This window comes from Agrobacterium vaccinii, assembly GCF_021310995.1.
Lineage (GTDB): Bacteria > Pseudomonadota > Alphaproteobacteria > Rhizobiales > Rhizobiaceae > Agrobacterium > Agrobacterium vaccinii.
The window spans coordinates 2,650,724-2,669,520 of sequence record NZ_CP054150.1; the positions used below are offsets into that span (position 1 = coordinate 2,650,724).

At 58.3% G+C, this 18,797-nt stretch carries 16 protein-coding genes and 1 riboswitch; of the genes, 4 read left to right on the forward strand and 12 right to left on the reverse strand.

Annotation, left to right across the window (positions count from 1 at the left end; translation table 11 throughout):
• Nucleotides 1-13 precede the first annotated feature (13 nt).
• A complete protein-coding gene (amaB, locus tag HRR99_RS13045; RefSeq protein ID WP_233122030.1) occupies nt 14-1,549 on the reverse strand; it encodes an L-piperidine-6-carboxylate dehydrogenase in 1,536 nt (511 codons plus the stop codon).
• Nucleotides 1,550-1,672: 123 nt separating this feature from the next.
• Between amaB and HRR99_RS13050 the strand changes: the two genes are divergently transcribed.
• Nucleotides 1,673-2,575 carry a LysR family transcriptional regulator gene (locus HRR99_RS13050; protein ID WP_111837438.1) on the forward strand — a complete coding sequence of 301 codons (903 nt, stop codon included), beginning with the start codon at nt 1,673-1,675 and terminating at the stop codon, nt 2,573-2,575.
• A 16-nt stretch (nt 2,576-2,591) separates the two neighbouring features.
• Here HRR99_RS13050 and HRR99_RS13055 read toward each other — a convergent pair whose 3' ends face one another.
• Complete coding sequence (locus HRR99_RS13055; RefSeq protein WP_233122031.1) at nt 2,592-3,806, reverse strand: adenylate/guanylate cyclase domain-containing protein; 1,215 nt, start codon at nt 3,804-3,806, stop codon at nt 2,592-2,594.
• Between the two features lie 235 nt (nt 3,807-4,041).
• Here HRR99_RS13055 and HRR99_RS13060 point away from each other — a divergent pair, with 235 nt between their 5' ends.
• Nucleotides 4,042-5,349: a UDP-glucose dehydrogenase family protein gene (locus HRR99_RS13060; RefSeq protein ID WP_233122032.1), complete on the forward strand. Its 1,308-nt coding sequence runs from the start codon at nt 4,042-4,044 to the stop codon at nt 5,347-5,349.
• Nucleotides 5,350-5,362: 13 nt separating this feature from the next.
• A complete protein-coding gene (locus tag HRR99_RS13065) occupies nt 5,363-6,379 on the forward strand; it encodes an NAD-dependent epimerase (protein ID WP_233122033.1) in 1,017 nt (338 codons plus the stop codon).
• Nucleotides 6,380-6,409: 30 nt separating this feature from the next.
• On the opposite strand, the gene HRR99_RS13070 is transcribed toward HRR99_RS13065, so the two are convergent.
• The 9 genes from HRR99_RS13070 to HRR99_RS13110 form a co-directional block, all read right to left on the reverse strand.
• Nucleotides 6,410-6,721 (reverse strand): hypothetical protein, encoded by a 312-nt coding sequence (locus tag HRR99_RS13070; RefSeq protein WP_233122034.1) that lies wholly within the window; start codon nt 6,719-6,721, stop codon nt 6,410-6,412.
• Between the two features lie 180 nt (nt 6,722-6,901).
• A complete protein-coding gene (locus tag HRR99_RS13075; RefSeq protein WP_233122035.1) occupies nt 6,902-7,345 on the reverse strand; it encodes a pseudoazurin in 444 nt (147 codons plus the stop codon).
• A complete protein-coding gene (locus HRR99_RS13080) occupies nt 7,342-8,139 on the reverse strand; it encodes an ABC transporter ATP-binding protein (protein WP_233123499.1) in 798 nt (265 codons plus the stop codon). The genes HRR99_RS13075 and HRR99_RS13080 overlap by 4 nt, the downstream gene beginning before the upstream one ends.
• A complete protein-coding gene (locus HRR99_RS13085; RefSeq protein WP_112501039.1) occupies nt 8,136-9,155 on the reverse strand; it encodes a FecCD family ABC transporter permease in 1,020 nt (339 codons plus the stop codon). Before HRR99_RS13085 ends, HRR99_RS13080 begins: the two co-directional genes overlap by 4 nt.
• Before the next feature lie 2 nt (nt 9,156-9,157).
• Nucleotides 9,158-10,186, reverse strand: coding sequence for an ABC transporter substrate-binding protein (locus HRR99_RS13090; RefSeq protein WP_422387271.1), 1,029 nt, complete (start codon nt 10,184-10,186; stop codon nt 9,158-9,160).
• A 183-nt stretch (nt 10,187-10,369) separates the two neighbouring features.
• A riboswitch (cobalamin riboswitch) is annotated at nt 10,370-10,596 on the reverse strand.
• Nucleotides 10,597-10,742: 146 nt separating this feature from the next.
• The gene (locus HRR99_RS13095) at nt 10,743-11,360 is read right to left on the reverse strand and encodes a hypothetical protein (protein WP_233122036.1); all 618 of its coding nucleotides are present in this window, start codon (nt 11,358-11,360) and stop codon (nt 10,743-10,745) included.
• Between the two features lie 159 nt (nt 11,361-11,519).
• Entirely contained in the window at nt 11,520-13,859 is a 2,340-nt protein-coding gene (locus HRR99_RS13100) for a glucose/quinate/shikimate family membrane-bound PQQ-dependent dehydrogenase (protein ID WP_233122037.1), read from the reverse strand.
• Nucleotides 13,860-13,923: 64 nt separating this feature from the next.
• Nucleotides 13,924-14,865, reverse strand: a complete 942-nt coding sequence (locus HRR99_RS13105; RefSeq protein WP_233123501.1) for an asparaginase — start codon at nt 14,863-14,865, stop codon at nt 13,924-13,926.
• Nucleotides 14,866-14,882: 17 nt separating this feature from the next.
• Complete coding sequence (locus tag HRR99_RS13110; RefSeq protein WP_233122038.1) at nt 14,883-16,358, reverse strand: amino acid permease; 1,476 nt, start codon at nt 16,356-16,358, stop codon at nt 14,883-14,885.
• Between the two features lie 261 nt (nt 16,359-16,619).
• On the opposite strand from HRR99_RS13110, the gene HRR99_RS13115 reads away from it, so the two are divergent.
• Complete coding sequence (locus tag HRR99_RS13115) at nt 16,620-18,053, forward strand: aspartate ammonia-lyase (RefSeq protein WP_233122039.1); 1,434 nt, start codon at nt 16,620-16,622, stop codon at nt 18,051-18,053.
• On the opposite strand, the gene HRR99_RS13120 is transcribed toward HRR99_RS13115, so the two are convergent.
• Nucleotides 18,050-18,757 (reverse strand): FadR/GntR family transcriptional regulator, encoded by a 708-nt coding sequence (locus HRR99_RS13120; protein WP_233122040.1) that lies wholly within the window; start codon nt 18,755-18,757, stop codon nt 18,050-18,052. The two genes, HRR99_RS13115 and HRR99_RS13120, sit on opposite strands and share 4 nt — an antisense overlap.
• Nucleotides 18,758-18,797: the final 40 nt, after the last annotated feature.

An 18,797-nucleotide genomic window follows, 5' to 3' on the forward strand; every position in this document is an offset into this window, starting at 1 on the left:
ATCTTTTCTCTGATTATTCGATATCGAAGGTCACGCCCTGAGCGAGCGGCAGCGCCTTGGAATAGTTCACCGTATTGGTGGCGCGGCGCATATAGGCCTTCCAAGCGTCAGAGCCGGATTCACGACCGCCACCGGTTTCCTTCTCACCACCGAAAGCACCACCGATTTCCGCGCCCGATGTGCCGATGTTGACATTGGCGATGCCGCAATCGGAACCATCAGCCGCGAGGAAGCGCTCGGCTTCCTGAAGGTCGCGGGTGAAGATAGAGGATGAAAGGCCGGCGGCAACGGCATTATGGTCTGCGACGGCCTGATCGAAATCGCTGTATTTCATCACATAGAGAATGGGTGCAAAGGTTTCTTCAAGCACAGGACCTGCCTGCTTCGGCATTTCGACCAATGCTGGCTTCACATAATACGCCGTGTCCTTGCCAGCCTCAGTAACGCGCTCGCCACCGGCGACGACGCCACCGTGGGCCTTGGCCTCTTCCAATGCCTTCTGCATGCCATCGAAAGCCGCCTTATCGACCAGCGGGCCAACGAGTGCCGAAGTCTCAAGCGGATTGCCGATGGAAACGGAGGCATAAGCCTTCTTCAGGCGCGGAACGAGCTGGTCATAGACGCTGTCATGCACGAAGAGACGACGAAGCGTGGTGCAACGCTGACCGGCAGTGCCCATGGCACCGAAGGCGATGGCGCGCAGGGCCATGTCGAGATCGGCAGACGGGCAAACGATACCGGCATTGTTGCCGCCGAGTTCCAGAATGGAGCGAGCAAAACGCTTGGCCAGACGCGGGCCAACATCACGACCCATGCGGGTCGAGCCGGTGGCGGAAACGAGCGGCACCTTGGGATGATCGACCAGCGCTTCACCCACGGTACGGTCACCGATGATGACCTGGCTTAGGCCTTCAGGCGCATCTGCAAAGCGGGCGATGGCACGCTCGAAAATGCCCTGCACGGCAAGCGCCGTCAGAGGTGTCTTTTCCGATGGCTTCCAGACGACCGAGTTGCCGCACACCATGGCAAGGGCTGCATTCCATGCCCAGACAGCGACCGGGAAGTTGAAGGCGGAGATGACGCCGACGACACCCAGGGGATGCCAGGTTTCCATCATGCGGTGGCCCGGACGTTCTGTGGCAATCGTCAGGCCGTAAAGCTGGCGCGACAGACCGACTGCGAAATCGCAGATGTCGATCATTTCCTGTACTTCGCCAAGACCCTCCGAGGTAATCTTACCGGCTTCCAACGACACCAGACGACCAAGGTCATCTTTCGAGGCACGCAACTCTTCACCCAGCAGGCGCACGAGTTCACCGCGCTTTGGCGCAGGAACGAGACGCCAGACCTTGAAGGCATCATGGGCCTTGTCGACCACGGCTGCGACATCGCCAGCCGAAACCGTCTGCAAATCGGCAACCTTCTCACCGCTGACAGGGCTGAAAGAGGCCATGTCGCCGCCTTGATAATGCTCCGGCGAAACGCCCATCTTCGCCAGAAGCGCTGCGGCTTCCTTCACGACATCGACTGTGGTTGCTGCTGTGGTCATGGCAATGGCTCCGTGGTTTCTGAAAGGCTGGCAAAATAGCCATTTCATTCTCTTTCACGATCATATACGGCTTCTAGAGGCCTTTTCCAATGAGGAAACCACGTAGGTTGATGCGAGAGCGGAATGGACACACGCAGACGGCTCGTCCCTGACATCGTCACTTTGCAGGCTTTCGAATGCGCTGCGAGGCACGGCAACTTCACGCGCGCTGCCGAAGAACTCAACCTGACGCAAAGCGCCGTCAGCCGTCAGATCAGCGATCTGGAGGCGCAAACCGGCATGCTGCTGTTCGAGCGTATTCGTCGCCGGGTGGTGCTGTCGGAGGCTGGCCGCAAGTTTTTGCCCGACGTTCAAAGGCTGCTGCACCAGTCCGAGCAACTGATGGTGCGCGCGGTGACCGCCGGTGCGTCCAGCACGTCCCTGTCCATCGCGACACTGCCCACCTTCGGCAGCCGGTGGCTGACCCCTCGTCTGCACAAGTTCATGGCCAGCAGACCGGAAACCGTTCTGACTGTGGGATCACGCTCCCAACCGTTCGATTTCGACGAGGAAGGCTTCGACATCGCCATTCACTACGGCCAGCCGGTCTGGGCCCATGGCACCTGCACTTTCCTCTGCAACGAGGTCATCGTGCCGGTTGCAAGCCCAGCACTGCTGGCCATGCGTGCGGTAGAACATCAGGCCGATATGCTCGACGGGCCGCTTCTGCATGTCAGCACGCGCCCCAAACTGTGGACGGAGTGGTTCGAGATGAACGGCCTGGCCTCCGATCAGGCCTATCGCGGAAGCCGGTTTGATCAGTTCTCAATGTTGATCGAAGCGGCCATCAGTGGCCTTGGCTTTGCACTTTTGCCTCGATACCTGATCGAAACAGAGCTAAAATCAGGGCTTTTGCAGGTCATCTTCGACGTGCCGCTGCAGACCGAAAACAGCTACTACATCGCCCTGCCCGAGGGCCGGCAGGACAATGCGCTGGCCCGCGCCTTTCAGAACTGGCTTCTGGAGCAGGTCGGAACACCGCTTTAACGACGGCGCGTGACAGTCAGCACATTTCCGGGTCGATGGTGTAGAGTTCGTGGGCTCTGGCAAATCCGCGTAGCGCAAACCGCCCGATTGACACCATCAAACCACGCATATCCTCTGGGCACATGGCCGTGAACTCACGTGACATCACGGTATCTCGATCCACCGATCCGCAAAGACCGCTGATACGGCTGACCATGTTGACGGCGGGGCCAACCACGGTGAAATCCAGCCGGTTACGGCTACCGATATTGCCATAGAAAACCTCACCGACATGAAGGCCGAGATAGACATCTGTTGTCGGCAACCCTTCCATCCTGCGGCGATGGTTGAGAACTGTGAGGTTGGTTCTCATGGTAATTTCTGCCGCCAGCGCCAAAGCACAACCTGATCGCTGATCGGCATCGCGAAAGATCGCCAGCACGCCATCGCCGATCAGCTTCAGCACGCTGCCACCATGGGCATGGACCGCGTCGATGACCAGACCGGCATAATCGTTGAGAAACGGAATGATCTGATCCGGTTCGGCCCGGTCTGAAATGCCTGTGAAGTCACGCAGGTCCGAAAACCAGAGAACAGCGTCGATCTTTTCGACCTCGCCACGGGTGATCGTGCCACTCATGACCTTGCGACCAGCATCGCGGCCCAGATAAAGATCACTGATGGTGCCGATGATGCGAACGCAACAGGCCGCTTTGAAGGCTAGCGCCAGCGTGGGCAAAAGCATGCGCAAGGCCGCAAGCTCGTCGTCGTGAAAGCCTTCGGGATGTCGCGTCAGCCACTGCGAGTAAAAGGCGTTCATTTCGCCGATGCTGCCCCGATCCGTAAAGCGGTGGATCGTAGCCAGATAATCCGTGTGCCCGGCGTCGCGCAGTTCGGCAAGTTTCGGAAACGTCATCTCCTCACCGAGGTAAAAGCGGTGTCGTGCCTCATGCGCATCTTCCTTTATGAGGTGGAAGAAGACAGAGCTTTCCCAGGCCTCCCGCGCCTTGCCGTCATCGGTGAAATCATAAACGCTAGAGGATTCGAACGCGTCATGGCTATCCCAGCGAAAGGCATGGCCTTCAAAATCGGGGTGCAGCGTGTCCATGAGAATGAGTGCCGAAGAAATCGAAATGCCCGCCGCATTGCACCGCTCGCAAAAGCCAGACAGCATGGCTTCCTCGCCCAGCCCCTCATAGCCCTGCTGCGACAGCCAGAGTGAAATTTCCGAAAGGCTGGATTGCTGGATCATGGATATCGTTTTTTCCCTGAAATAAGCAGCAGAAGATATATTAGATCAACGCATCACAAGCCCTGCGGTGCCTTGGTATCGTCTTCATTTACAACAATTTCTTGAAATCGTCCGTTGAAAACCGGCTGCACGCTTGGCCCCGACACAGAAGGCGGATAAACAGCTACGCAAATTGCTGTCTGACGCGCAGTGCGGTTGCATCTATCCGCCTGCCCTCGTGCCGAAAGGTTTTTCAATGCGTATTGTCATGATTGGTTCTGGTTACGTCGGACTGGTTTCAGGGGCCTGTTTTGCGGATTTCGGTCATGACGTGATCTGCGTCGACAAGATGCCGGAGAAAATCGAGGCGCTGAAAAATGGACAGATACCGATTTTCGAGCCCGGCCTGGATGCCATCGTTGCCAGCAACGCCAAAGCGGGCCGTCTATCGTTCACGACCGAACTGAAAAGTGCCGTCGCCGATGCTGACGTGGTGTTCATTGCGGTCGGCACGCCATCGCGCCGTGGCGATGGCCATGCGGATTTGGGCTATGTCTATGCTGCCGCAAAGGAAATCGCGGCTGCCGTCACCGGTTTTACCGTCATCGTCACCAAATCAACCGTGCCGGTCGGCACCGGTGACGAGGTCGAGCGCATCATCCGCGAGGAAAACCCGAGCGCCGATATCGCCGTCGTCTCCAACCCGGAATTCCTGCGTGAGGGTGCCGCCATCGACGACTTCAAGCGCCCTGACCGTATCGTCGTCGGCCTGTCCGACGAACGCGCCCGGCCTGTGATGACCGAGGTCTATCGCCCGCTCTACCTCAACCAGTCGCCGCTGCTGTTTACCACGCGCCGCACGTCGGAACTAATCAAATACGCCGCCAACGCCTTCCTTGCCATGAAGATCACCTTCATCAACGAAATGGCCGATCTCTGTGAAAAAGTCGGTGGCGATATTCAGGATGTGTCGCGCGGTATCGGTCTCGATGGCCGTATCGGTGCGAAGTTTCTGCATGCCGGTCCCGGTTACGGCGGCTCGTGCTTTCCCAAGGACACGCTGGCGCTGGCCAAGACCGCACAGGATTATGACAGCCCAGTGCGCCTCATCGAAACGACCATTGCCGTCAATGACACCCGCAAGCGCGCCATGGGTCGCAAGGTCATTGCCGCCGTGGGCGGTGATATCAGAGGCAAGAAGGTTGCGGTTCTCGGCCTCACCTTCAAGCCGAACACCGACGACATGCGCGACAGCCCAGCAATTGCCGTCGTCCAGACCTTGCAGGACGCAGGCGCGAAGGTGACGGGTTATGATCCCGAAGGCATGGCCAATGCGCGTCCCTTGATGGAAGGCATCGACTATGCCGCAGGTCCCTATGAGGCGGCTGAGGGCGCCGATGCGGTGGTGATCGTGACCGAGTGGAACCAGTTTCGCGCGCTCGATCTCGACCGTCTGAAATCGATCATGACCTCGCCTGTCCTCGTTGACCTGCGCAACATTTACCGCCCGGACGAAGTGACCGCGCACGGCTTCACCTATGCCGGCATCGGCCGTCCATCGTAAGCGAGGCGAAAACATGCGATATCTGATCACCGGAACGGCGGGTTTCATCGGTTTTCATCTGGCAAAGCGTTTGCTGGATGACGGCCATTTCGTGGTCGGCTTCGATGGCATGACGCAATATTACGATGTGGCGCTGAAGGAAAAACGCCACGCCATTCTGGCCCGCTCCAACGGCTTCAAAGCGCAGATCGGCATGCTGGAAGATGTCGATGCGCTGAACCGTGCCGCTGATCTCGCCGAGCCGGAAGTGATCATCCACCTCGCCGCGCAGGCGGGCGTTCGCTACAGCATCGATTGCCCGAAGGATTATGTCAGCTCCAACCTCATCGGCTCTTGGAATATTTTGGAGCTGGCGAAGAATTTGCAGCCCAAGCACCTGCTGCTTGCCTCGACATCCTCGATCTACGGCTCGAATGAAAAAGTGCCCTTCGCCGAAAGCGACCGCGCCGACGAGCCGATGACGATTTACGCTGCCACCAAGAAATCCATGGAACTGATGGCGCATAGCTACGCGCATCTGCACAAGGTGCCGACGACAGCCTTCCGCTTTTTCACAGTCTATGGCCCGTGGGGTCGCCCTGACATGGCACTGTTCAAATTCGTGGATGCGATCTTGAAGGGCCAGCCCATCGACATTTACGGCGAAGGCAAGATGAGCCGTGACTTCACCTATATCGACGATCTGGTCGAAGGCATCGTCAGGCTCAGCCATATCGAGCCATCAGAAGACAATCGCGTCACGGCTGAAGGCGTGACCGACACGCTGTCGAAGCACGCGCCGTTCCGCGTCGTCAACATTGGGGGCGGACAACCGGTGGAGCTGATGCGCTTTGTCGAGACCGTCGAAAACGTTCTCGGCCAGAAGGCCATCCGCAACATGCTGCCGATGCAGCAGGGCGACGTGCCACGCACCTTTGCTTCCCCTGACCTGCTGCGCGCGCTGACCGGCTATGCGCCGGAAATTAATATTGAAACCGGCGTTGCCGCCTTCGTGGACTGGTATCGCAACTGGCAATCCGGCAAGGCCTGATCTCTCAGGCTGCCGGATTTTCGGTAAGTTTTAGCTGTTTGCCTCTTCACCCTCACCGGCCTGCAACAAGCGGGTCAGTTCGGCGCAATTCGGGTCGTTTGCATCCAGCAACTGTACCGGCGATGTCCAGCCGAGCGTATAGCCAGCCGCTGTGGCGATTGCCCAAGACGGGTCTTCGCCTGCGCGCTGAAGCAGCTTGGGGCCCTGCGCCGAGATACATTGCTGCGATTGCTGGATGGATTGGGCCGATGCATTTGCGCCTTGCATACGCTCCTGCACATCGGCCTGAATGGGGTTGAGGACGAAAAGCGTGATGAACCATGCGGCAATATCGGAAAGCATAAAAAACCTCTGCACTCAGCGAAGATGTCGGGAAAGGTCCGACATCGTGAAAGCGCCGAGACTTTCACCAGAGGGGCCCGGACCAGCGGGTTGATCCAGATGTGGGAGCGGTTCTGCCCAATTCAAGAGACGCGCAACCGATTTCAGCTCCGCGTCCTGTTCTCTAGTGAATTGACGGTCTCACAGCTTCGTTGCGGCGTCGATCAGCGCATCGAAACGCGGCTTGGCGCGCGCAGGATGAGCAACCGATCTATAGGTCTCCGGCAAAGCCGCATCGCCGACCTTGATCAGCATCACCATGCCCATGCCGTAGTGCGGAGAGCATTTGATGCCGTAATAGCCATCATGGTCGAAGCTGACCTCCAGCTCTTCGTTGATCTTGCCCTTGAAGCCTTGGGCACCCTCGGGAACCATGCCGTCGATGGTCGCCGCATTGTGGCTCTTGTGGGTAGCGATGAACTTGACCTTGTCGCCCGGTTTCAGGTGGAGAAAATCCGGCTCGAACACCATCGAACCCTTCTGCCCCTGATTGAGCATCTTCACCTCGAAGGTTTCGGCAAAAGACGGCGTACCCACAAGAAAGCAGAGCAACAGCGTGGCAAGGAAAATTCTGCGTCCGTTCATGATGCGGTCCTTGGAATGGCGTTGGTGGCATCGCGTGGAGGCCGGTACCGGATGTGGCAGCTATCGTCGTCTTCCCGTTCCACATCCACCTCCACGCCGAAGACATCGGCGATCAAATCAGCGGTAAAAACGGTGCAGGGGCGGCCCAGCGCAACGAGCTGCCCGCCTTTCATCACGGCGACGCGGTCGCAGAACATGGCGGCGTGGTTGAGGTCGTGGAGAGCAGCGGCAACCGTCAAGCGCTGCTTGCGCACCAGATGCAGCAAGGCGATCTGGTGGCCGATATCCAGATGGTTCGTCGGTTCGTCCAGCAGCAGAATGTCTGGCTTTTGCGCCAGCGCACGGGCGATGTGCAGCCGTTGCCGCTCCCCGCCTGATAAGGTGTGCCACATGCGCCGTGCGAGATGCTGCGCATCGACATCCAACAATGCTTGATCGACAATGGCATCATCGGCAGCGGACCATGGCGATAACGCTCCAATATGCGGTGTGCGACCAAGCTCCACGGCCTGACGGGCATCGATCCGCTCCTGCGTTTCCGCCTGCTGTTCGACCAGCGCGATGTGCCGCGCGATATCGCGGCGGTTGAGGCTGTGAATAGGCTTACCGTCCAACGACACATCGCCGGAACGCGGTTTTTTCAGGCCGCAGAGAAGCGACATCAGGCTCGTCTTACCAGAACCGTTTGGGCCGACGATTCCCAGAAACTCACCCGGAATGACGTCAAGGCTGACATTCCTGACAATTTCAGTGCCACCGGCAGCCCAGCAGAGATTTCGTGCCGAAAGCATTATAACGCGCTCCTTCGATGCAAAAGAATGAGCGCGAAAGCTGGGGCGCCAAACAGCGCGGTAATGACCCCGATCGGCAGCACCTGCCCGGTGATCAGCGTCCGCGACACGATGTCAGCCGCGATCATGAAGACAGCACCGATCAATGCAGCAGCGGGCAGCAAACGTGTGTGGCGTATACCGACGATCATGCGCGCCGCATGCGGGATGACCAGCCCGATAAAGCCGATGGAGCCGACGATGCTGACCATGACGGCGGTCATCAATGCGGATATTCCGGCCAGGACCACGTAAACGCGACGAACCGGAATGCCAAGCGATGCCGCAGATTGGGAACCGAATGTGAAAGCATCCAGTGCCCGCGCATGCCACAGACATGTGGCAAAACCGGCAATAGCAACCGGCAGGGCCAATGACACATCAGTCCAGCGAACGCCGGAGAGATTTCCGAGCAACCAGAACATGATTCCACGCGCCTGCTCTGCGTTCGCCGCTTTCGTGACGATGAAGGACGTCAAGGCATTGAAAAGCTGTGAGCCTGCGACGCCAGCCAGAATGATCGCACTGTTTCCCCGACCGGCCCGCATTGCCAGAAGGCTGACAAGGGTGAAAGCAAGAAGCGCACCCAAAAATGCACCCAGCGGCATGGTGAGCAGACCCGCGCCAAAACCCATAATGGCGACGCCGACAGCGCCCATCGAGGCGCCTGCCGAAATGCCGAGAATATAGGGGTCCGCCAGGGGATTCCGCAAAAGCGACTGAAGCACGACGCCCGAGACGGCAAGCGCTGCACCACAACAGGCGGCGACAACCGCCCTGCTGAGACGATAGTTCCAGATCACACCCTCATCGATGGCATCCAGCGGATAGCCCGCGTGGAACAGCCGGTTGGCAACAGTCTTGGCGACGACATCCATGGGAATGGATGTCTCGCCGATGGCCGCTCCAAGCCAGAGCGCCAGAAGCAGACACCCAACCGCGATCAGCGCGGCACGGGTGAAGATGAAAAAACCACCCATGCTTACTTGGCAAGTCCGAGCTGGACGACAGCATCGGCCAGAACTTCGATACCCTCGATGGTGCGGATCGTCGGATTCATGGCTTGGGCGTCCATTTCAACCACATGACCCTGTTTGACCGCTGGCATGAGGCTCGTCACCGGGTCCTCTTTCAGGAACTTCTCTTTCACCGCAACATCATCAGCGGGGAAGCGCCTACGATCCATCTTGCCTGCCACGATCAGCGTCGGCTGCGACTTGGCGATGGTTTCCCAGCCAACCGTCGGCCACTCCTCTTCGCTATCGATGACTTTCTTGATGCCCAGCGCCGACATGATGTAACCCGGCGCACCGTTTTTACCGGCGACATAGGGGTCGATATCCAGCTCTGCACTGGAGAACCAGAACACGGCTGAGAGCTTGCCATCCGCAGAAGCAATCTTCTTGCGGGCCGCCGCCTCGCGGGCCTTCAGGTCTGCGACCAGTGCTTCACCCTTGTCCTGAACATTGAAAATCTGCGCCAGTTCGGTCACTTCCTGATAGATCAGGTCCATGGTGAACACGCTGTGGCGAATACCGTCTCCGCCACCGGAATTATCCTTGCCAACGCAATCGGCTGGCGATGTGTAGACGGGAATTTTCAGCTCTTCGAACTGCTCGGGCTTGGCAACGATGCCTTCGGGGCCGACATGCCATTGAAACTGTGCCGTCACCAGATCCGGCTTGACGGCCAGAACACTCTCGAAGCTCGGATCGTTATCGGCGAGACGCTTGACCTTGGCATTGGCCTCTTCGTACCCTTTGAGAACCGGTCCGATCCAGACCGCAGTGCCGACGACCTTGTCGGACAGGCCGAGCAAATACAGGATTTCCGTGGTGCTCTGCCCAAGCGACGCCGTACGCTGAGGTGCCTGCGTGAAGGTCACATCCCGCCCGCAATTCTTAAGCGTCAGCGGATATTGCGTTTCGGCAGCGAAGGATGGCGTGGCCATCGTGGCTGCAACCGTTGCGAAGGCGGCAGCGTAGAGTGTGTGTCTGAGATGGAATGTCATGTCCGATAGTCCCCGATCGTCATTGGCGGCCAGAAGGCGCGACCCTGTGAGTATGATAGATCTTCAGCCCGCGCGTGCACGCATGGGGACAATCTGAAACCGGGACATGGCAGATGGAATAAGGCGCTGGGCGCTCGATGCAATCACGACGTCTCCTGTTCCGGGCATCCCCGCCCGTGACCTTGGAATGAAGTTTAGACGGCAGGTCTCCTGGCTCACGAATTTGCGTCTTCACCCACCTTCCCGCGATGTTGCATCGCAGTGGCTTGACGCTTCGAAAAGCGTCAAAGGGTTGGACAATTCGCTCACAGTTGCGGGGGCAGCCACGGCATCGGACACAACACGTCCTCACCGTATTCCCTATTATTCCTCACGATTGCTCGCTTGGAACCGTCACAACCAGATAGACTCATTCAGCACATGCCGTCAAGTAGAGCTTTTGTAATGTTATTACATTTCAATACAAGTGCTTTGTGTATGACCATAAAAAATGGCCGAGAGCATTGTCTCGGCCATTTCCAAACTGCGGCATCCATCTACTACGACGTCGAACCCGTTACATCGGTGGAACGACACCATTGGTGCCGACCACCACCCGGCCACTTGATAGGGCGCCATCCGTGGCCTTTTCGGACGGCACGAACACCGTCGCACCGGCCTTGATGTCGGCAACGGTCGCAGGCGCGAAGGTAACGACCGGTGTGCCATCCGGTATCGAAATCTTCTTTTCCTTACCCTTATAGGCAACCGTCAAGGTACGACCATCGACCGATTTGACGGCGTCGGCAACGGTCGCGTTGGTCATGGTGCTGCTCGGCTTCAAATCCCAGGCATAACTGCCTTCGCCGGTGCCTTTCATGGCTGCGGGGAAAATCAGCACTTCGAGTGCGCCGTCTCCGCCACTTGCTGTAGGCAGGGAAGCGATGCCGACGTAATCGCCCGGCTTGATATCATCGACGGATGCCTTGGCGACGCTTGAAACCTGCCAGCCGTCTTTGAGCATGATCTTGGCATTGGCACCCTCACGGGTTTTGACCGACAAAGTCGTGCCATCGAGGCCTTCGACTGTGCCGCGCACGCGCACCGCATCGGCGGCCTGTGCCGCGAGGCAGGTTGCGATGGTCAGCACGGTGCTCGTAATCGCTATCGTACAAGTCTTGGAAAAGGATCGCATCTTGGTTTCCTTCGGGAGCCCAGTCGTCTCAAACCGCCGGTGGGCATGGGCGAAATCCACCAGTGTCGTCTTGAGACAGCCCGAAGAATCACGTGCTCGATCCAGGTGTCAAAAACAATCAAAGCCGCCAAACAAGGTTGGCGGCTTCGTTAGGGCACATCAGGGCAACGTGTAGGCGATCACGTAGTCACCGGGTTTGGTGCCGACCGAGCCGTGACCACCCGCCACCATCACCACATACTGCTTGCCGTCATCCATGGCATAGGTCATCGGCGTTGCCTGACCGCCTGCAGGAAGACGTGCTTCCCATAGTTGCTTGCCAGAGGTGAGATCGTAAGCACGCAGATAGTTGTCGACAGCGGCACCCAGGAACGCCACCCCACCCTTTGTGATCATCGGGCCGCCGATACCGGGAACGCCGACCTTGAAGGGCAGTGGCAGCGGCGTCATGTCATAGACGGTGCCGTTCTTGTGCTTGTAGGCGACATCGCCGGTGCGCAGATCGGCGCCTGCGACATAACCCCATGGTGGCGCCTGACAGGGAACGCCGAGCGGTCCGAGGAAAGGTCCCATCAGCACGCCATAGGGCGCGCCATCGTTACGGTTCAGCCCCTGTTCGCTGCCCTTTTCATCCTGTCCCTTCGGCGGAACCTGCGCGCGGGGAACGAGCTGCGATGTGAAAGCCAGATAGGTCGGCATGCCGAACATGACCTGACGCTCCGGATCGACAGCGACGCTACCCCAGTTGAAGGTACCGAAGTTGCCGGGATAGATGAGCGAACCGTTCACCGATGGCGGTGTGTAGCGGCCCTCATAGTTCAGCTGATGAAACTTGATGCGGCAGGCCAGCTGATCGAACATGGAGACGCCCCACATGTTCTTTTCCTGAAGCATATCAGGCTTGAAAGACAGGGCGGATGTCGGCTGTGTCGGCGCGCTGAAATCCTCGGGGATGGCGCCACCCGGTGCCTTTTCTTCGGTCACAGCAAGGATCGGGTCGCCGGTGCGGCGATCCAGAACGTAAATATCACCCTGCTTGGTTGGACCGACCAGCGCCGGAACCTTCTGCCCATCCTTCTTGGTTATATCCAGAAGAACCGGCTGTGCGGGAACATCCATGTCCCAAAGGTCGTGGTGGACGGTCTGGCGGACCCATTTGTCCTGCCCGGTGTTCACATCCAAAGCCACGATGGAAGAGGAATATTTCTCTACACTCTCGCTCCGACCCATGCCGAGTTGATCCGGAACTTGATTTCCCAGGGGGATGTAGACGAGCCCAAGCGCTTCATCGACGCTGAATACTGACCAGCTGTTGGGAGAGTTGGTCGTATAGGTCTGACCCGGCTGAAGCGGTTGGGTCTGCGACGGGTTTCCAGAATCCCAGTTCCAGACCAGTGCACCGGTGTTGACGTCAAACGCCCTGATGACACCGGATTGTTCCTGCGTCGAATAGTTGTCGTTGACGGCACCGCCGATGATAATCTTGTTGCCCGCAATGGCAGGTGGGGATGTGGAATAGTAGTAACCGGCAGGGTTATATTTCATGCCAGCTTCAAGATGCAGCGTGCCCTGGTCGGCAAACGAGGTGCAAACCTGTCCGGTCCCAGCATCGAGCGCGATCAGGCGTGCATCCGATGTCGGAAGGTAAACGCGGGCCGCGCAGGCAGCGCCAGCCTGTGCCGTCGGGTCGGCATAGTACGTCACGCCACGGCATGTCTGGTGCTGGCGATCAGGGTTCATGCCTGCATTGGGATCGTATTTCCACTTTTCCTTGCCGGTCGCCGCGTCAATGGCAATTGCCCAGTTGTGCGGGGTGCAAAGATAAAGCGAGTTGCCAACTTTGAGCGGCGTCACCTGGTAGGTGGTTTCGCCAACATCTTCAGGCTTCTTTACGTCGCCGGTCTGGTAACGCCAGGCTTCTTTGAGTCCGCTGACATTGGTCGCGTTGATCTGGGCCAAAGGCGAATAACGCTGACCGTAGGACGTACGTCCATACTGGTGCCATTCATTATCCGGCACGTCATTGCCATAGGATGGCGACGCCGTGACGATCTCTTCGGGAAGATTGCCTTCGAGATCATTCGGGTTCTGCGTCATCGCAAATGCCGCAGCACCAACGGAAACGAGAACGGCTGTCAGAAGTGGAACCGCGTTGGCGCCGTAGGAAATGCCAGTTGGGCTGGTAAAGCCGAGCGGCTTCCTGATCCAAGGCATCAAAAGCCACATGCCAACGACGATGATGAAGCCACCGCGTGGTCCAAGCTGCCACCAGTCGAAACCGACTTCCCACAGCGCCCACAAAAGCGTGGCGATGACGAAAGCGGCATAAAAATGCAATGCCGCCTTATTTCTCTGAAACAACAGAACAGCGGTTACCACAAATGCGATACCCGCCAATGCGTAATAAAAGCTTCCGCCCAGCATAACGAGCTGCGAACCAAAGCCGAAAATTGCAAGTCCAATAAGCGTCAGGACGACTGCAGTTGATGTCACTGCCATAAAAAGCCCCCGGTGGTCTCCCAGCCGGTGAAACGGGATCAGGTCACAAAAGTTCCTGAAAAAATCACGCTTTCGCCATTTTTTGGAAATCGTTGAAAGCGTCGGTCATTTCATCCCGCGTTTTGCGCGAGGCGATCAGTGCAGCCAGCAAGATGCGCGCCTGTCCCGCCCGCAGGCTGCGGGAATGGATGGCACCGGCTGCGCCCAGATCGTGCCCGCCGCCGCCGCCGCCATAACCGGCGAGCAATTGCCCCACCGGCACACGGCTGGAAACGATCACAGGGACGTCTGCATTCGTGCACCTTTTTACCGCCTCGACGATACGCGCATTGGCGTTGCCCGAACCGAGTGCGGCCAGCACGATGCCCTTTGCGCCTGCGCTCAGACTGGCATCGATATGGGTCGCATCGCAACCGGGATAGATCGCCACGATGTCAACCCGCGTATCAGCCAAATCCGCGGTAAATTGCGGGCTTTGCGGACAGTCGCAGTTGCCGGAGAGATCGAAAGCATCCGGCTCATCGGACGAGCGCTTGTAAAGGCTCCACGCGGGCAACAATCGGCCAGCAAAACAGAGCAGAACGCCCTTGTCGAAATTGGATTGATCGCTTGCAGCCGCAATGGCATCGGCAAGATTGGCCGGGCCGTCGGTGCGCGGATGATCTGCGGTGAATTGCGCACCGGTGAAGATGACGGGTTTGGAAAGGCTGTGCTGGAGATGCACCAGAAGTGCGCTCTCCTCCATGGCATCGGTGCCATGGAGAATGACGATGCCCGCAACGTCAGGATCGGCCAGTTCCCGGCCCACGGCATCACTGATCCGCTGCATGTCGGCGATGGTGAGGCTGGACGAATCCTTGGCCATGAGTTCAACGGGCTTGATCGCCACCGTCTCGTCGCACACGCCGGAAATCAGTGTTTCGCCGCTGAGCGATGGTTTTGCGGCACCGCTCTCGTCGCGTTTGCTGGCGATTGTACCGCCGGTGGCGATGACGGCCACCAGCATTTTGGATGTCACACTCTTCACGTCTGTCCCCGCGCAACCGCGCTTTTCGCCGCATCGGCTTTGGCCAGTTCGTGAATACGGTGGCGCAACATGTACCAGCCCGCAACCAGCGCCGGGGCAATGATGATGAGCGAACCGACCGTCCACGTCCCGGCAGGATAATCCAATGCCATCAGCACCAGCACAGCGAAGAGGAAGACAAGCGTCAATATGCCTGTATAAGGCGCGCCGAACATTCTGAAATCAGGACGGTTCATTTCCCCCCGCCGCGACAGATGCCACAGCTTGAGCTGACATAACACGATGACACCCCACGCGCAAATGATGCCCAGAGCCGAAAGGTTGAGCGCGATCTCGAAGGCCGCAGCCGGAACGACGGCGTTGAGAATGACGCCGATCACCGTGACGACAGCGGTAACGGCGATGCCGCCATAGGGCACGCCCGCTTTGTTCATCTTGGCCAATGCCGCTGGCGCTGACCCCGAAACCGCCATGGAATGCAGGATGCGGCCAGTCGAGTACAGGCCCGCATTCAGCGATGACAGCACCGCTGTCAACACGACGAGGTTCATGATGATATCGGCACCTTCGACACCGATCGAGCCGAAGAAGGTCACGAATGGGCTCTCACCAGCCTTATAGGCCGTGTAGGGCAACAGCAGCGACAGCAACAGAACCGAGCCGACATAAAACACCAGCAGACGGAAGACCACGGTGCGGATGGCGCCTGGAATGACCTTGCGCGGATCTTCCGTTTCCCCTGCCGTCGTGCCGATCAGCTCGATCGAGGCGTAGGCAAACAGCACCCCCTGAATGATGATAAACGCAGGCAATATGCCGTTGGGGAAAAAGCCGCCATTGTCGGTAATCAGGCTGAAGCCAGTCACATGGCCTTCGATCGGCGTCCCGAAAATGACGAAGTAGATGCCGACGACGAGGAATGTCGCGAGCGCAAGAACCTTGATGAGGCTGAACCAGAACTCGAGTTCGCCGAACACCTTTACCGATAGCATGTTCATGCCCAGCACGATGATGAGCGCACCGAGCGCAAACACCCACTGGTCGACACCCTGCAACCAGGGCACATATTGCTTGAAGAAATTCATATAGATGGCGACCGCCGTCACGTCGGCGACCGAGGTCATGGCCCAGTTCAGCCAGTACATCCAGCCAACCGCGAAGGCCATTTTCTCACCGTAGAATTCGCGGGCATAGGATACGAAGGAGCCGGAAGACGGACGGTGCATGATCAACTCGCCGAGCGCCCGCAGCACTAGAAATGCGAAAAAGCCGCAGATGGCATAGACAAAGATCAAGGCCGGGCCGGCAACGGCCATGCGCCCACCGGCACCCAAAAACAGGCCGGTTCCGATGGCACCGCCAATCGCGATCATCTGGATTTGACGCGGTTTCAGCGCCTTGTGGTAGCCCAGATCTTCTTGAATTTCGACACGACCTTTTTGGTCGGTATGATTGGAATTGTTCACTGACATCGCCCCTCCCTAGAGCTTCTCGCCGCCACAGAATCTGCTCCGTAAATGGGAGCGATCTCGCCTCCCCGGAACCGGCGGCATGAGCATCACAGCGCTTGGAGAATAAGCGATTTCTGTAATGCTGTAAGACAGATTAAATTCCAATACTGGCGTTCCCGCATCCCGTCAACCCACAATTACCGCCGTTGACGGAGCGTCAACACAGGCGTAAGCCTTTATAAATCTGTCAAGCAGCATTACAGATATCTGGAGGAGATTGCGATGACAATGCGTAAGGAATACGATCTGCTGGGGGCCAAGGACATTCCATCGGACGCCTATTGGGGTGTGCACACGGCGCGCGCCGCAGAGAATTTTCAAATTACCGGAACGACCATTGGTCGCTACAGCTACATCATTCGCGGGCTGGCCTTCGTGAAGGAAGCCGCAGCACGCGCCAACAACGAGCTCGGTCTTTTGGACACTGACAGGTTGAATGCCATCGTGCAGGCCTGCCGGGAAATTCGCGACGGCGCTTTGCATGAGCAATTTATCGTCGATGTCATTCAGGGTGGTGCAGGCACCTCCACCAACATGAATGCAAACGAGGTCATCGCAAACCGCTCGCTTGAAATTCTGGGGCACGCGAAGGGCGACTATGCGCATCTGCACCCGAATGATCATGTCAATCTCAGCCAGTCGACCAACGACGCCTACCCGACAGCCATCAATGTTGCTCTGATCGAGGCCATCGACGAGCTTGCGGCATCCATGCTGGTCCTTCAGGATGCCTTCGAGCGCAAGGCGAAGGAATTCGATGGCATTCTCAAGGTCGGTCGCACGCAACTTCAGGACGCTGTACCGATGACGCTCGGTCAGGAGTTCCGCACCTTCGCAATCATGCTGGGGGAAGACCGCCTACGGCTGATCGAATCCGCCGCATTGCTGCACGAGATCAATCTGGGCGCCACCGCCATCGGCACACGGCTTAACGCACCTGCCGGATATGCCGAGGTTGCCTGCAAACATCTGGTGGAACTGACCGGTCGCCCGCTGGTCACGGCTGCCGATCTCATCGAGGCAACGCAAGACCCCGGCGCCTTCATGCATCTGTCCGGCGTGCTGAAACGCGTCGCCGTCAAATTGTCCAAGACCTGCAACGACCTTCGGCTGCTGTCATCGGGCCCCCGCGCAGGCATCGGCGAAATCAACCTGCCGCCGGTTCAGGCCGGGTCCAGCATCATGCCGGGCAAGGTCAATCCGGTCATCCCAGAAGTGGTCAACCAGGTGGCTTTCGCCGTGATCGGCAATGACATCACCATCACCATGGCAGCCGAAGGCGGGCAGCTTCAGTTGAACGCCTTCGAACCCATCATCGTCAAATCCCTGTCCGAAAGCATTTCGCAACTGAGCGCAGCTTGCCGCACGCTGGCGGACCGGTGCGTTGATGGCATCACTGCCAATATCGACATCATGGCGCAAAGACTGGAGCAGTCCCTCGGCATCGCCACCGCCCTCAACCCGCTGATCGGCTATTACGCCGCAACGCAGGTGGCGCAAGAAGCGCTGGCTTCCGGGCGAACGGTTCCAGAGGTCGTCATGGAGAAAGGCTATCTCACCGCCGAACAACTGATGGAAGCACTGAGACCGGAACGACTGGCAAACCTGCCCGTGCTGGCCGTAACGCCCTCGGAGACTGTCGAGAAGGTGATTTAACGCGGCTGTTCACCGATGATCGACGTCACCACCTGCTTGACCTGCCCGAGATGCGCTTCCATCGCGCTTCGGGCGGTCTCGCCGGAACCGACGGCAATAGCCTCGGCAATCAGCCGATGCTCGACATTGGAAGCAATACGGCGATGCGCCATGATGTTGAGCAGTTCCGACTGTTGACTGAGCGAATCACGGGCATCCGCAACGACCTTGGCAAACAGCGAGTTGCCGGAGGCCTCTGCGATGGCGCTGTGAAACTCCGAGTCCAGCTTGACCCATTTGTGCGGGTCTTCCTGCACATCCATCGCGTCGCACAACTTGAGAATACGGGTCATCTGCTCACCGCTGCGCCGCACCGCCGCCCAACCGGCAGCGGGCACTTCGATGAAGGGCCGGGCCTCGATGAGATCGCGGGCAGAATAACCACGGTAGGTGAGTTCGCGGCTTGGCTGGTCGGTGACGACGAAGGTTCCGCTGCCGGTGCGGGTCTGGGTCATGCCCAGCGTTTGCAACGACCGCAGTGCCTCGCGAACGATCGGACGGCTGACGCCGTACTTCTCGGCAAGATGCGTTTCTGCTGGCAAACGTGTGCCCACGACCAATCGCCCTGAGACAATAGCCTGTCGCAAGTCTTCAAAGACCGATTCCGCCGCACTTTTTCGACTAATCGGATTTGTTTTGGATAAAAAGTCCGCCCCAGCACTCATGTCATGACATTTTCTAAAGCCGGGTTGGTTGTCAAGGCAC

Excerpts from the sequence above, each read along its gene's own strand:
- amaB (WP_233122030.1), bottom strand. The coding sequence starts at position 1,549 with ATGACCACAGCAGCAACCACAGTCGATGTCGTGAAGGAAGCCGCAGCG.
- HRR99_RS13050 (WP_111837438.1), top strand. The coding sequence starts at position 1,673 with ATGGACACACGCAGACGGCTCGTCCCTGACATCGTCACTTTGCAGGCT.
- HRR99_RS13055 (WP_233122031.1), bottom strand. The coding sequence starts at position 3,806 with ATGATCCAGCAATCCAGCCTTTCGGAAATTTCACTCTGGCTGTCGCAG.
- HRR99_RS13060 (WP_233122032.1), top strand. The coding sequence starts at position 4,042 with ATGCGTATTGTCATGATTGGTTCTGGTTACGTCGGACTGGTTTCAGGG.
- HRR99_RS13065 (WP_233122033.1), top strand. The coding sequence starts at position 5,363 with ATGCGATATCTGATCACCGGAACGGCGGGTTTCATCGGTTTTCATCTG.
- HRR99_RS13070 (WP_233122034.1), bottom strand. The coding sequence starts at position 6,721 with ATGCTTTCCGATATTGCCGCATGGTTCATCACGCTTTTCGTCCTCAAC.
- HRR99_RS13075 (WP_233122035.1), bottom strand. The coding sequence starts at position 7,345 with ATGAACGGACGCAGAATTTTCCTTGCCACGCTGTTGCTCTGCTTTCTT.
- HRR99_RS13085 (WP_112501039.1), bottom strand. The coding sequence starts at position 9,155 with ATGGGTGGTTTTTTCATCTTCACCCGTGCCGCGCTGATCGCGGTTGGG.
- HRR99_RS13090 (WP_422387271.1), bottom strand. The coding sequence starts at position 10,186 with ATGACATTCCATCTCAGACACACACTCTACGCTGCCGCCTTCGCAACG.
- HRR99_RS13095 (WP_233122036.1), bottom strand. The coding sequence starts at position 11,360 with ATGCGATCCTTTTCCAAGACTTGTACGATAGCGATTACGAGCACCGTG.
- HRR99_RS13100 (WP_233122037.1), bottom strand. The coding sequence starts at position 13,859 with ATGGCAGTGACATCAACTGCAGTCGTCCTGACGCTTATTGGACTTGCA.
- HRR99_RS13105 (WP_233123501.1), bottom strand. The coding sequence starts at position 14,865 with ATGCTGGTGGCCGTCATCGCCACCGGCGGTACAATCGCCAGCAAACGC.
- HRR99_RS13110 (WP_233122038.1), bottom strand. The coding sequence starts at position 16,358 with ATGTCAGTGAACAATTCCAATCATACCGACCAAAAAGGTCGTGTCGAA.
- HRR99_RS13115 (WP_233122039.1), top strand. The coding sequence starts at position 16,620 with ATGACAATGCGTAAGGAATACGATCTGCTGGGGGCCAAGGACATTCCA.
- HRR99_RS13120 (WP_233122040.1), bottom strand. The coding sequence starts at position 18,757 with ATGAGTGCTGGGGCGGACTTTTTATCCAAAACAAATCCGATTAGTCGA.